Source organism: Roseateles chitinivorans, assembly GCF_002761755.1.
Lineage (GTDB): Bacteria > Pseudomonadota > Gammaproteobacteria > Burkholderiales > Burkholderiaceae_C > Roseateles > Roseateles chitinivorans.
Genome location: NZ_PEOG01000005.1, coordinates 99,154 through 112,343, shown reverse-complemented (window position 1 = coordinate 112,343; position 13,190 = coordinate 99,154). Strand labels below are relative to the sequence as shown.

The 13,190-nt window shown below is 70.4% G+C and carries 14 protein-coding genes; 5 read left to right on the top strand and 9 right to left on the bottom strand.

Annotation, left to right across the window (positions count from 1 at the left end):
* Positions 1–57 precede the first annotated feature (57 nt).
* The 6 genes from CS062_RS00970 to CS062_RS00945 all read right to left on the bottom strand — a co-directional run bounded on the left by CS062_RS00970 (position 58) and on the right by CS062_RS00945 (position 6,334).
* The gene (locus CS062_RS00970) at positions 58–867 is read right to left on the bottom strand and encodes an enoyl-CoA hydratase (protein WP_099859607.1); all 810 of its coding nucleotides are present in this window, start codon (positions 865–867) and stop codon (positions 58–60) included.
* Positions 868–953: 86 nt separating this feature from the next.
* Positions 954–2,114, bottom strand: coding sequence for a DUF3108 domain-containing protein (locus tag CS062_RS00965; RefSeq protein ID WP_099859606.1), 1,161 nt, complete (start codon positions 2,112–2,114; stop codon positions 954–956).
* Positions 2,099–3,865: a M61 family metallopeptidase gene (locus CS062_RS00960; RefSeq protein ID WP_099859605.1), complete on the bottom strand. Its 1,767-nt coding sequence runs from the start codon at positions 3,863–3,865 to the stop codon at positions 2,099–2,101. Before CS062_RS00960 ends, CS062_RS00965 begins: the two co-directional genes overlap by 16 nt.
* 75 nt (positions 3,866–3,940) lie before the next feature.
* Positions 3,941–4,408, bottom strand: coding sequence for a DUF3429 domain-containing protein (locus CS062_RS00955; RefSeq protein WP_099859604.1), 468 nt, complete (start codon positions 4,406–4,408; stop codon positions 3,941–3,943).
* 4 nt (positions 4,409–4,412) lie between these two features.
* Complete coding sequence (locus tag CS062_RS00950) at positions 4,413–5,183, bottom strand: DsbC family protein (RefSeq protein ID WP_099859603.1); 771 nt, start codon at positions 5,181–5,183, stop codon at positions 4,413–4,415.
* Between the two features lie 41 nt (positions 5,184–5,224).
* On the bottom strand, positions 5,225–6,334 hold the full coding sequence (locus CS062_RS00945) for an FAD-dependent monooxygenase (RefSeq protein WP_099859602.1): 1,110 nt from the start codon (positions 6,332–6,334) through the stop codon (positions 5,225–5,227).
* A gap of 149 nt (positions 6,335–6,483) precedes the next feature.
* Between CS062_RS00945 and ychF the strand changes: the two genes are divergently transcribed.
* The 3 genes from ychF to CS062_RS00930 all read left to right on the top strand — a co-directional run bounded on the left by ychF (position 6,484) and on the right by CS062_RS00930 (position 8,710).
* Positions 6,484–7,578, top strand: coding sequence for a redox-regulated ATPase YchF (gene ychF / locus CS062_RS00940; protein WP_099859601.1), 1,095 nt, complete (start codon positions 6,484–6,486; stop codon positions 7,576–7,578).
* 172 nt (positions 7,579–7,750) lie between these two features.
* A complete protein-coding gene (locus tag CS062_RS00935; RefSeq protein WP_099859600.1) occupies positions 7,751–8,215 on the top strand; it encodes a universal stress protein in 465 nt (154 codons plus the stop codon).
* Between the two features lie 15 nt (positions 8,216–8,230).
* Positions 8,231–8,710 (top strand): universal stress protein, encoded by a 480-nt coding sequence (locus tag CS062_RS00930; RefSeq protein WP_099859599.1) that lies wholly within the window; start codon positions 8,231–8,233, stop codon positions 8,708–8,710.
* Between the two features lie 124 nt (positions 8,711–8,834).
* Here the strand turns inward: CS062_RS00930 and CS062_RS00925 are convergent, their stop codons facing one another.
* A complete protein-coding gene (locus CS062_RS00925) occupies positions 8,835–9,590 on the bottom strand; it encodes a Crp/Fnr family transcriptional regulator (RefSeq protein WP_158238631.1) in 756 nt (251 codons plus the stop codon).
* Between the two features lie 345 nt (positions 9,591–9,935).
* Here CS062_RS00925 and CS062_RS00920 point away from each other — a divergent pair, with 345 nt between their 5' ends.
* The gene (locus CS062_RS00920; protein WP_158238630.1) at positions 9,936–10,391 is read left to right on the top strand and encodes a universal stress protein; all 456 of its coding nucleotides are present in this window, start codon (positions 9,936–9,938) and stop codon (positions 10,389–10,391) included.
* Positions 10,388–11,233 carry a universal stress protein gene (locus CS062_RS00915; RefSeq protein WP_099859596.1) on the top strand — a complete coding sequence of 282 codons (846 nt, stop codon included), beginning with the start codon at positions 10,388–10,390 and terminating at the stop codon, positions 11,231–11,233. The genes CS062_RS00920 and CS062_RS00915 overlap by 4 nt, the downstream gene beginning before the upstream one ends.
* 55 nt (positions 11,234–11,288) lie before the next feature.
* Here CS062_RS00915 and CS062_RS00910 read toward each other — a convergent pair whose 3' ends face one another.
* Entirely contained in the window at positions 11,289–12,125 is an 837-nt protein-coding gene (locus tag CS062_RS00910) for a universal stress protein (RefSeq protein WP_099859595.1), read from the bottom strand.
* Between the two features lie 32 nt (positions 12,126–12,157).
* Positions 12,158–13,180 (bottom strand): zinc-dependent alcohol dehydrogenase, encoded by a 1,023-nt coding sequence (locus tag CS062_RS00905; RefSeq protein ID WP_099859594.1) that lies wholly within the window; start codon positions 13,178–13,180, stop codon positions 12,158–12,160.
* Between the last annotated feature and the right edge of the window lie 10 nt (positions 13,181–13,190).

Genomic DNA, 13,190 nt, shown 5'->3' with positions numbered 1-13,190 from the left:
AAGGATTGTTTCAATCGGGGCAGGCAATGGGGGAGACCTGCCCCGACCGCAGGCCGCTCAGCTGTGCTTGAACGCCGGTGGGCGCTTGGCGAGGAAGGCCTCCATGCCTTCGCGCTGATCGTCGCTGCCGAACAGCGCATGGAAGTAGCGCCGCTCGATCGCGACGCCATCGGTCAGCGGGCCCTGGTAGGCCAGGTTCACCAGTTCCTTGATCAGCATCGTCGACGGGCCGCTGAAGCCGTTGATGGTCTCGGCCGCGGTCAGCGCCTCGGCCATCAGCTGCTCGGCCGGCACGACGCGCGAGACCAGCCCGGCGCGCTCCGCCTCGGCCGCGTCCATCATGCGGGCGGTCAGCAGCATGTCCATCGCCTTGCTCTTGCTGACGGCGCGCGGCAGGCGCTGCGTGCCGCCGGCGCCGGGAATGATGCCCAGCTTGATCTCCGGCTGGCCGAATCGGGCCGTGTCCGCCGCGATGATGAAGTCGCACATCATCGCCAGCTCGCAGCCGCCGCCCAGGGCGAAGCCCGCCACCGCGCCGATCACCGGCTTGCGCACCTGCAGGATGGTCTCCCAGTTCTTCGAGATCAGCCCGCTCTTGAACGCCGACATGAAGGTGTGAGGCGCCATCGTCGGGATGTCCGCACCGGCGGCGAATGCGCGCTCGCTGCCGGTCAGCACGATGCAGCCGATGCCCTCGTCCGCGTCGAAGGCCAGCAGCGCACGGCCCAGTTCGTCCATCAGCGGGTCGCTCAAGGCATTCAGCTGCTTGGGGCGATGGAGCCGGATCACGCCGGTCTTGCGGTCGCCGGCGCCGGCCACCTCGACCAGGATGTTCTCGAACGTGACGCCGGTCAGGGCTTGGATCATGGGAGGTCTCCTTCAGCTGGAATGGCGGCAACTATAGAGGGGGTCTTCGCCCTCGGCGGTGGCTGGTGGCATGACCCGTCCGGCCTTCACCGCCCCGCCGTGGAGGCTGCCTCCGCCGCGGCGCTCGCGGCCGGCGCCGAGGCCGGAGCGGGTGCCAGCGCCTGCTTCGGTGGCGCCTTCAGCACCAGGTCGATGTGCGTGCGCGGGTCCTTCGCGCGGTTCTGCCAGAGCCGCACCCGCACCGGCAGGTACTGCAGCGACGGCGCCAGCCAGAACTCGGCCTGCATGTCCCCGCGGGTGTCATCCATGTCCGAGTCGACATGCCAGGCCGGTATCGGGCCCAGCGGTGTCGCGACCTCTTCCAGCTCGGTCACCCGGTAGCGCCACAGGTGCAGATGGCGCGGCAGCGCCAGCGACTGCTGGATCAACTGGTCGCCCTGCGCCACCTGCCGGCCGGTGAGGAACAGCCAAGTGAACTGCACGAACTGGCTGGCCGCGTCCTGCGTGCCATCGGGCATCGGCTCGCGGCGGCCATCGGCCAGGCGCACCCCGCCGTCCTCGAAGCGCAGCGTCTGGTGGCGGTTGCCGCCGGCCAGTCCGCCAGTGACCTCGTCGAAGCGCCGCGGCACCAGGCCCAGCGGGGTGATCTCGCCGTCGCTGCTCAGCCGGCGCGACATCAGCGGCGCGATCCTCGGGCCGATCCACGCCTCGAGATGGACCTGGTAATGCGATCCGTCGCGCAGCCACTGCACGCGCGCGTCGCCGTAGACCGCGCCGCGGTAGTCGCCGGTCAGCCGGTAGTCGAGCTCGGTCGAGAGCGGCCATTCGATGCCGGGCGTCCACTCGCCGACGGCATCGGAGACCGCCAGGGCCGGCGGCATCGCCAGCGCCTGCAACTCCGCCGGCGGCTCGCTGGCAACGGGATCGGGCGGCAGCGGCGCGGGGCCCTCGCCCAGCGACGGGATGGCCGGAAGGATCCGCCGCGGCGTGCCGGGGGGACCAGCCTTCTCGGGGGCGGCCGGCGGCGGCGGCGCGGCCGGCTTCAGCTCGCGGACGAAGACCGCCTCGATCCGGTCCGGCTCCGGCGTGTCCGGCATCCAGTGCTCATGGAGCTCGCGGGCCCCGCTCAGCAGCCAGAGGTGGACGACCAGCACGGCCGCGGTCAGCCCGCCCAGCGCGACGGCGCCGCGGCGCGGACGCGGACCTCTGCCGGCGCCGCCAGGGGCGGCGTTCAGCCGCCCAGCCATGCACGCCGCAGGCTTTGCGCGCGCGCCGGCGCCTTGTCCAGCAGGCCCAGGCAGACCGGCCGCGCGGCGCTCTCCTGTGTCGGCAGCGTCAGGGCGAGCGACAACATGCGCTGGTCGCGGGTCACCAGCAGCTCCAGGCGCTGCGGATCGACATGGTTCAGCGTCAGCGGCAGGTCATCGAGCTTGCGCACCCGCCAGCCGTTGGAGGCGACGATCTCATCGCCAGCGCTCAGGCCGGCGGCCAGCGCCGCACTGTCCAGCAGCACATGCTTGACCATCACGACGCCGTCGCTTTCCGACACTCGCAGCCCCAGGCGTTGCGCCAGCGTCGGTTTCTCCAGGCACCAGCGCACGCCCATGCGCTCGAGCAGCTGCGGCAGCGGCAGGTCGTCGGTGCCATGCACCCAGGTCGACAAGGTCTGCGCGCTCGCTTCGCCGCCCAGGTCGGCGAGCTTGCGCAGGATGCGGGCCTCGTCGACCGGACCACCGCCGGTGTCCTTCCACAGGCCGCGCATCAGGTCGTCCAGCGACACCGGCTTGTCGCATTTCTCCGCGCCACGCAGCGACAGGTCCAGCGCCAGCGCCACCATCGCGCCCTTGGCGTAATAGCTGACCACCGCATTGGGCGTGTTCTCGTCCTGGCGGTAGTACTTGGTCCAGGCCTCGAAGCTGGAGCGCGCCACGCTGTGATGCTTGCGGCCCGGCGCGCCCAGCACCTGGGTGAAGGTCTGCGCGATCAGCTTCAGGTAGCGGGCCTCGTCGATCAGGCCGCAACGCACCAGGAACAGGTCGTCGTAGTAGGAGGTGAAGCCCTCGAAGAACCACAGCAGCTCGGTGTAGTTCTCCTGCTCGTAGTCGTAGCGCTCGAACACGTCCGGCCGCAGCCGCTTGACGTTCCAGGTGTGGAAGTACTCGTGGCTGATCAGGCCCAGCAGCTTGGCGTAGCCCTCGGACACCTCGGCCTGGCCCAGCCGCGGCAGGTCGCGCCGCGACGCGATCAGCGCGGTGCTGGCACGGTGCTCCAGGCCGCCGTAGCCGTCGTCGGTGCAGTTGAGCAGGAAGACATAGCGCGACATCGGCGGCTTGCCCTTGCCGCAGTGCCAGAAGGCGATCTGGGCTTCGCAGAGCTTCTGCGCGTCGCGCAGCAGCCGCTCGCCATCGAAGACCGGCAGCGCGCCGGCGACGACGAACTCATGTGGCACGCCGCCGGCGACGAACTCGCCGCGCCAGAACGGGCCCAGCTCGAAGGGGTGGTCGGCCAGTTCGTCGTAGTCGGCGGCCTCGAACTGCAGCGGCGCGCCCTCGACCGAGGCCATCGCCGTCGCCACCTCCCAGCCCGCCGGCAGGCCGGTCAGCTCGACGCGATGCGGCAGATGGTCCTTGCCGTGCGCCCGCAGGCACAGGCTGGTCGGGTTGAAGAAGCCCCGTTGCGCGTCCAGGAAGGCGGCGCGCACCGAAGTGTCGAAGGCGTACACCGGATAGCTGACGACCAGCGCGCCACGGCCGCCGCACTCGAATTCCCAGCGGTTCTTCGCGGTCTGCGTGACGAGGACCTCCCGGTTGCCCTGCCGCGCGCTGACGGCACCGAGGTGGCGGGAGAACTCCCGCACCAGATAGCTGCCCGGAATCCAGACCGGCAGGCTCAGCGCCTGGCGCGGCTCGGGCGCCGGCACGGTCAGGGTGACCTCGAAGCGATGCGCATGCGGGTCGGCAACGGCGATGCGGTAATGGATCGTGGGGCTTGCGGTCATGGGAACAGCCTACCAAGCCTGGACCCGCCGCGGTGCGCGGCTGGGCGGTTCTCGTTCAGGCGCCGGTCAGGGTTTTCAGGTGCCCTGCGCGGCGATGAAGCAGCTCAGCGCGGCGATCGCGCTCAGCCGGAAGCGCAGCGTCAGCCAGGCCGACGCCCCCAGCGACGGATAGAGCTTGCGGTCGGCGACATAGCAGCCGATCAGCAGGAAGCCCTCGATCACCAGCCCGGCATAGGGCGGCATTGTCGAGGCGATCCAGGCCAGCAGCGCCGGCACCACGCCCCAGATGAAGGGCGCGGGCGACGGGATGGTCTGGCGGAAGCCCAGGCCCCAATGGATCGCACCGAGGAAGCTGATCACGATGGCCGCGTAGCGCGACAGGCCGTCGGTGACATAGGGATGGGCGTCCGCGCGCACCAGCCAGACCAGCGCCGCGCCCAGGACGAAGGGAATGAGCCCCGCGTAGCCCAGCCGCAGGGCGATCGGGTTGACGGCGGCCGAGCCGGCGTGGGCCGGGGCGGAGTGGGCGGTGCGGTCGTTCATCGGATCAGGATTTCTTCGGGGTCTTGTCCGGGGCCTGGACGGCCTGCAGGCGCTTCTCGAGCTGCTGCGGGCTGAGCGCCCCCGGCGCGCGGGTGCCGTCCTCGAAGAGGATCGCCGGCGTGCCGGTCACGCGGATCTTCTGGCTCAGCGCCAGGTTGCGATCGATCGCGGCAGCGTCGCAGGCGGACTCGAGCTTGGGCAACGCGTAGCCGTCGATCATCCAGTTGCGCCAGGCCAGCGTGTTGTCCTTGGCGCACCAGGCGGCACGCGACTTCTCGGGCGAGTCGCCGCCCAGGATCGGGATCACGAAGGTGTAGACGGTGATGTTGTCCATCTCCTGCAGCGACTTCTCGAAGCGCTTGCAGTAGCCGCAGTTCGGGTCGGCGAAGACGGCGATGCGACGCTTGCCGTCGCCCTTCTTCCAGACGATCGCGTCCTTGAGCGGCAGCGAGGCGAAATCGACCGACGAGAGCTTCTCCAGCCGTTCCTGCGTCACGTTGCGACGGTTCTTGAGGTCGAGGATGTCGCCCTCGATCAGGTACTGGCCGCTCGCATCGCTGTAGCGGATCTCGTTGCCGATGCGCACCTCCCACAGCCCGGCGATCGGGCTGGGACGGACCTCGTCGATCTTGATCTCCTTGGGCATCATCGCGGCCAGGTTCTTGCGGATGGTGTCCTCGTTGGCCTGGGCGGAGCAGCCGGACAGGCCGAGCACCGCGAGCGCGGCGGCCAGTGCCAGCGACTGGCGGGAGATCGGGCGGGTCATGAACTTCATGCGGGACTTTCGAAGACGGTCGGGAGGCGGCGCGCGGCGTGTCAATGGCCGAGCGCGCGGGCGGTGAGCCACTTCTTGAGCGGGCCGGCGCGGTCGACCAGGCGCAGCCCCTCGTTGCGGAGCCGGGCGATCACCGGCGCCTGGCTGGCGAAGCCGCGCAGCAGGCCATCGGTGAGTTCGCCCATGGCCCAGGTCGGCGCGACGCGGGCGCGGGCGTAGCGGCGCAGCAGCTTTTCGTCGCCCAGGCTACGCCAGGACTCGCGCCGGGCGATCACGTCGACCAGGGCCTCGACATCGGCCAGGCCGAGATTCAGGCCCTGGCCGGCGAGCGGGTGGACGAGGTGGGCGGCATCGCCGAGCAGCACCCAGCCCGGCCCGCACAGGCGGTCGGCGCGGCACAGCTGCAGCGGCCAGGCCTGGCGCTCGCCGGCGAGCCGGAGCGTGCCCGCGGCGCCGCCGGTGGCTGCCAGCAGCGCGGATTCGAATTCGGCCGGACCCGCGGCGAGCAGGCGACGGGCCTCGTCCTTGGGCAGCGACCAGACCAGGCCGTAGCCGTGGCCCGGTTCGGGCCGGTCGAAGGGCAGCAGCGCCAGCACGTCCGGCGAGCGGAACCACTGCCAGGCCTGGCCCTGGTGCGGCTTGCTGGCGACCAGCCGGGCGGCGACGCCCAGGTGGCCGTAGTCGTGGCGCTCGTAGTGGACGCCGAATTCCTCGGCGGCACCGGTGTCGCGACCTTCGCACAGCGCCTGGAGCGTGGCGGGCACGGCCTCGGTGACGCGCTGGACATGCGGAGCGAAGCGCAGCGCGGCATCGAGCTGGTCCTCGAGCGCGGCCGCATCGACGATGTGGGCGAGTTCGCCGGCGCCCTGTTGCCAGGCGCTGAAATGCAGCTCGGCGCCGACGCGGTCGCCGTGGATGCGCATGTCGTGGATGGGGGTGCGGGCGTCCTCGGCCAGGCCTTCCCAGACGCGCAGCCGGCTGAGCAGCGCGACCGACGCGGCATTCAGCGCGTAGGCCCGGACGTCGGCGGAGGACCGCGGGGCGGTGGGCCGGGCCAGCAGCGCCACGCGCAGGCCGCGGGCGCCCAGCGCCAGCGCCAGGCTGCGGCCGACGCAGCCACTGCCGCGAACCAGGACGTCGAACTTTTCCATGGGCCGGGATTGTAGGCAGCGGGACGGCGCCGGTCGCCGGCAACGGCTGAGCGGGCGTCGGCTGCGGATTGGCGGCTTGACTAAAATGCCGGTTTCGCCCGCGCGCGTCGCCGCAGGCCCGAACACAGCATTTCCCCCGAAAGCCAACCATGAGCCTCAAATGCGGCATCGTGGGCCTGCCCAACGTCGGCAAGTCCACCCTCTTCAACGCGCTGACCAAGGCCGGCATCGCCGCCGAGAACTATCCCTTCTGCACGATCGAGCCCAACGTCGGCATCGTCGAGCTGCCGGACCCGCGCCTGCAGAAGCTGGCCGAGATCGTCAAGCCCGAGCGCATCGTGCCGGCGATCGTCGAGTTCGTGGACATCGCCGGCCTGGTCGCCGGCGCGTCCAAGGGCGAGGGCCTGGGCAACCAGTTCCTGTCGCACATCCGCGAGACCGACGCGATCGTCAACGTGGTGCGCTGCTTCGAGGATCCCAACGTGATCCACGTCAACGGCAAGGTCGATCCGATCTCGGACATCGAGGTGATCCAGACCGAGCTGTGCCTGGCGGACCTCGGCACGGTGGAGAAGGGCCTGCAGCGCGCGCAGAAGCTGGCCAAGGCCGGCGGCGACAAGGACGCGGCGCGCCTGGTGGAGGTGCTCAAGAAGTGCGAGGCGGCGCTGAACGAAGGCAAGCCGGTGCGCACGATCGACTTCAGCAAGGAAGAGCTGGCGGTGCTCAAGCCGCTGTGCCTGATCACCGCCAAGCCGGCGATGTTCGTCGGCAACGTGGCGGAGGACGGTTTCGAGAACAACCCCTTCCTCGATCGCCTCAAGGAGTACGCGGCGGCGCAGAACGGTCCGGTGGTGGCGATCTGCGCCAAGACCGAGGCCGAGCTGTCCGAGATGGAGGACGAGGACCGCGCGCTGTTCCTGGCTGAGATGGGCCAGGACGAGCCGGGCCTGAACCGCCTGATCCGTGCGGGTTTCAAGCTGCTGGGCCTGCAGACCTACTTCACCGCCGGCGTGAAGGAAGTGCGTGCCTGGACCATCCATGTCGGGGACACCGCGCCGCAGGCCGCGGGCGTGATCCACACCGACTTCGAGCGCGGCTTCATCCGCGCGCAGACGATCGGCTTCGACGACTACATCCAGTTCAAGGGCGAACAGGGCGCCAAGGACGCGGGCAAGATGCGCGCGGAAGGCAAGGAGTACGTGGTCAAGGATGGCGACGTGCTGAACTTCCTGTTCAACGTCTGACCGGACGCCGACCCGACGAACCGACGCCCGATCGACGCTGATCAACGCCGGGCAGGTCAACGCCAACACCTGCGTTTGCTCAATCGGCGACGGCGCCCCGCTCTCCAGAATGAGGAGGCTCACCGCCGGCGGCCCGGCGTGGGCCTCCGTTCCTGGGCCGCGGGAGTCCGCCATGTACAAGAGAATCCTTGTGCCCATCGACGGCAGCGTCACTGCCAACAGGGGCCTGGAAGAGGCGATCCGCCTCGCCGCTGGCCTGCAGGCCACGCTGGTGTTGCTGCACGTCGTCAATGAACAGCCGGCCGTGCTGGAAACGACCTCCGCCGTCGCCTTCGACGAAACGCGGCGCCAGATGCTCAAGGACGGCGACAGGCTGTTGGGCGACGCCAGTCTGTGGGCGCTCGATGCCGGCGTCGCCAGCGAGGCGGTGCTCAAGGAGCTGATCGGGGGCCGCGTCGCCGACACGATCGTCGCCGAGGCCACGCGGACCGCCTGCGACCTCATCGTCATGGGCACGCACGGGCGGCGCGGCATGTCGCGCCTGGTGCTGGGCAGTGATGCGGAACTGGTGGTGCGCGAGAGCCCGGTGCCGGTGATGCTGGTGCGCCGGCCGCCGTCGGAAGCCTCGTCCGACTGAACCGGGGAGTCACGGATGTACCGCTCTCTCCTGGTTCCCCTGGACGGCAGCGCGACCGCCGCAAGAGGCCTGCGCGAGGCCATCGCTCTGGCAGGGCCGCTCAACGCCCACATCACCCTGCTGCACGTCCTCGATGTCTACCCGTTCTTCGGCTATGCCGGCCTCACCGGACAGCTGGAACTTGAGCTGGCGCCCCGGCGCGAAGCCGCCAACGACCTCCTCGCTGCCGCAGCCCTCGAGGTCCAGGACGCGCATCTCCCCGTCGCCATCGTGCTGAAGGAATCGCTCGACGCCCACGCCGGCGCGGAGATCGTCCGGCAGGCCCGCGAGCTGGGATGCGACCTGATCGTCATGGGCACCCATGGGCGGCGCGGCCTGTCGCGCATGCTGGTGGGCAGCGATGCGCTGGTGGTGCTGCGCGACAGTCCCCTGCCGGTCCTGCTCGTCGGCCCGCCGGAGAAGGACGCTCCCGCCGCCGAGGGGACGGCCCGATGAGCTGGCGCGCGATCGTGGTGACGGCCTTGGCGTTGCTGGCCGTGCTGGGGCTGCTCAGCCGTCTGTATGTCTTCTTCCTCGTGACCCGAGACTGACGCAAAGCCAGCGTCCCCGCCCTTGCCCTTCACGCCGTCAGGCGAGGCGCATCGCGCTCCGGACGGGTCGTCGTCTGGCGCGCGACCAAACCACCCTCGTCCACGAGGTCCACCTCCCTGTGGTTCACCCGGATCAGGCCCTCCGTCGCCAGGATGCCCAGCGAGCGGCTGACCGACTCGTGCGACACGCCCAGCAGGCTCGCGATGTCACGCCGACTCATGCGCAGCCGCAGCTTGCGCGGCGGAAATTCGAGCAGCGCTTGCCGCGCCGAGAGCTGGAGCAGGAACCGCGCCAGTCGCACCTCCGCCGCGACCGCCGCCATGTTGTGCAAGGTCGCGCCGCGCCGGGCCAATTCCAGGCTGGCCGCGCGCGCCTGCAGGCGCGCCAGCAAGGGATGCTCGCGGGTGGCCCGTTGCCACTCCCGCAGCGGCAGCACGGCCACGGAGGACGGCTCGAGCGCCGTCGCGGCCGTGGCATGGCGCTCGTCGTGCAGGCCGTCGAGCGCAAGGATGTCGCCCTTGAGCGCGAAGGCATGGACCTGCTCATAGCCGTCGCGCTCGGTCTGGAACACCTTCAGCGTGCCCGAGCGCACGAAATACAGGCTCTCCAGCGGCGCCCCCTCCACCACCAGCGGCTGCCCCGCAGACAACCACTTCACCGGGAAACTCACGTCCCGCAACGAAGTCGCTTCCTCGACCGGCATGCCGCTCCAGCGCAGCAGGTCCATCCCAGTGCAGCGCGCCGCGTCGCCTTCCTGCAAGCCGGCGGTCCCTGTCGTCGTCATCACGTCGCTCCTTGGTTGGCCCGACGACCCAGCGCCCGCCAAAGGGCACCTCGCGCATCGCAGACCACGGCGCCCTTGAGGCGCGCGGGCCAACATTAGGACCACCTGTTTTTGTGCACAAGCAGGCCGGTTGACATGCATCAACGATCGCCGCGCATGTCCCTGAACCAGGGCGTCCGATGCCGGATTGCGCAAGCGCAAGTGGCGCAGCGAACGCCTCACCAGAATGGTCCGCGTCAAGCCGGCGTCCGCAAGCCGCTCCCTCGGTCGGCAGCCGGTCGGCAGCCGGATGCGGTCAAGCCTTCGGCCGCAGGTCCTTCAACGCGTCCTTCACGGAGGTCGACCATGTATCGCAAAGTGCTTCTCGCCTATGACGGCAGCCCACCCGCGAACGCTGCGCTGGCAGCCGCCACCGAGCTGCTGCGCGGACAGCCCACCGAGCTGGAACTGGTCTACGTGATGTACGACCTGCCGCTCAACGTGGAGTTCTCGGACGCCGCGATGCTCGAAGCGTCGCGCGCGTCGCAACGCGCCGCGGCCGAGGCGATCCTGTCGCAGGCCGGTCAACAGCTGGCGAAGGCCGGTCTGCCCGCGCAGCGCACGATCCTGGACGCCGGCGGACGCCGCACGGCGGAAGCGATCGTGGAGCGCGCCGTGCGGGAGCATGCCGGCCTCGTCATGATCGGATCCCATGGTCGCCGCGGCGTCAGCCGTGCGCTGCTCGGCAGCGATGCGGAGCTGGTGGCGCGGCTGTCGCCGGTGCCCGTGATGATCGTCAAGGAACCCAGTCACGCGCCATGAACGCGGACGCCGGAGGATGGCGGTCCATCGCGGTGCACGTCGACCTCGGCATCGCGGCGGAGCGATGCATCGACGCCGCGCTGCTGCTGGCCCGGTGGTTCGACGCCGGCGTGACGGGCGTGAGCGCCAGTGCGCGTTCGCCCGGCATCGAGGCCGGCACGCCCTCATCGCTGCGCTGGAGAGCGTCCATGGACGCCTGGTCGGTCGATCACGCCACCATGAGCGAGCGCTTCCGCGCGCGATGCGACGCCACGGGCGTCCGCTGCGGCGATGTAGCGCCCTACGCCGGGCAGACCTCGGCGGCCCTCGTGCTGGCCAGTCACGCCGCGGACGTGCTGGTCGTCACGCAGCCGGTGGCGAGCTCGCGGGGAGGGCCGCTCACCTTCGACGATCTCGAGGTGGTGCTCCGCCTGGCCGCTCGCCCGGTGCTGATCCTCCCCTCGACGAGGAGCGAGCCGCTGTCTGTCGGGAACGTGTTGATCGGCTGGGATGGCAGCGGTGCCTGCGCCCGGGCGGTGGCCGATGCGCTGCCCCTGCTCCGCCGTGCAGGCAAGGTGCAGGTGATGCAGCTGATCTGCCTGGAAGCCGCCCGCACCGGACCAGCGGATTGGTGGCCGCCGGTGCGCGACTGGCTGCGCCGGCAAGGCGTCACGGCGGAGAACCGCTCGGTCATGCTCACGACGCGGCCTGAACGCCAGCTCCTGCGCCTGGCGGAACTGCTCGAGCCGACACTCGTCGTCATGGGCGCCTACGGCCAGGAGACCTGGCGCGCGCCCTGGATCGGCCGGACCACGCGTTTCATGCTGGAGACCTCGCCGGTGCCGCTGCTGATGTCGCACTGAGCGGCGGACCGGCGCGGGACCGCGTCGCGATCTCCGTGCCTCAATGCGACACCACTCAATGCGACATCAGCACCGGCACCGTCATTGCGCCGAGCAGGGTCCTCGAGGTACCGCCGAACAGGAACTCCGACCAGCGGGGATGGCTGTAGGCCCCCATCACGATGAGGTCGGTGTCCAGGTCGCAGGCGGCGGACAGCATGGCTTCCCCGATCGGCAGCGAGGTGACCAGATCCTGCGGCTGGGCCTCCACGCCGTGGAAGGCCAGCCACTGGTGCACGCTGTGCAGCCGCTGCAGCACACGACCGCTGTCGGGATCGTGCCGCCAGTGGGCGAGCGTCACCTGTTGCGCCCGGCGGAGCAGGGGCAGCGCATCGGTCATCGCGCGCACCGCTTCGCGGCTCTCGTCCCAGCCGATGAGCATGCGCCGCATGCGCAGCGGTCCGTGATGGGTATAGGGCACCAGCAAGGTGGGCCGCGCGCCATGCAGCAGCACCTGCTCCAGCGTCGACAACTCGTACCGATGGCCGGCCTGCGCGGGATCGGGCTGGCTCATCACCAGCAGGTCGGTGCAATGGGCGCGGCCGGCCAGCGAAGCCGCCACCGGGCCCTCGTCGACGAGGGCCTCGAACGACGGCAGGCCCGCGGCCTCGCAGCGTGCGCGGAACTCGCCGGCCGCCTCCTCCGCCTTCTCGATCAGCAGCGGCCAGGCGGACGCCGCGTAATCGCCGAGCAGCGCCGCCGCGCCGGGCGCCGCTGGCAGGTCCACCATGCCGGTGGGCGCCACACCGATCAGGTGGGCATCGAAGTCCTGGGCCAGGTGGATCGCCACCTCGGTGCGCGCGGCGCAGGTCGGCGCGCCATCCAGGCCCACCATCACGGTTCTGTAGGTCATGTCGTGCTCCTCGGCGAGGTCCGGGCCGCGGGTCAGTCGAAGGTCAGGACGGCGCGACCCTCGATGCGGCCGCGTCTGAGCGCGTCGAAGATGACGTTGACGTCTTCCAGCGCATGCGGCGTCGTCTCGGCATGGACCTTCTTCTCCGCGGCGAACTGCAGCGCCTCGTTGAGGTCCTGGCGCGTGCCGACGATGGAACCGCGCACCGTCTTCGCATTGAGCACGACATCGAAGATCGGCAGCCCGAAGTCGCCCGGCGGCAGCCCCACCATCGACATCGTGCCGCGCTTGCGCAGCATCGCCAGGGACTGGCTGAACGACTGCCGCGACACGGCCGTCACCAGCGCCCCGTGCACGCCGTCGAGCTCCCGCTGCAGCACGGCGGCGGGGTCGTCGTCCACAGCGTTGACGCAGAGTTCGGCCCCCAGCGCCGCGGCCAGGCCCAGCTTGGTCGCGTCCACATCCACCGCAGCCACATGAAAGCCCATCGCGCGGGCGTACTGGATGGCCAGATGACCCAGGCCCCCCGCCCCCACGATGGCCACCCACTGGCCGGGCCGCGCCTCGAGGACCTTCAATCCCTTGTAGACCGTCAGGCCCGCGCACAGGATCGGCGCGAGCGCCTCGAACGAGCCCTCGGCCGGCAGGTGGCCGACGTAGTTGGGATCCGCAAGGACGTACTCGGCAAAACCGCCGTTGACGCTGTAGCCGGTCATCTGCTGGTGGTCGCAGAGCGTCTCCCAGCCCGTGAGGCAATGTTCGCAATGGCCGCAGGCCGTGTGCAGCCATGGCACGCCGACACGGTCACCCTCGCGGACGTGCTTGACCCCCGCGCCGACGGCGGCCACAGTGCCGACGCCCTCATGCCCCGGAATGAAAGGCAGGCGCGGTCGGACCGGCCAGTCGCCGTCGGCGGCATGCAGGTCGGTGTGGCAGACGCCGCAGGCGGCGAGCTTGACGAGGATCTGGCCGGGCCGCACTTCGGGCACGGGCACGTCCTCGATGGTGAGCGGCTCGCGGAAGGCGTGGACCACGGCGGCTTTCATGGTGCGCATGGGAACTCCT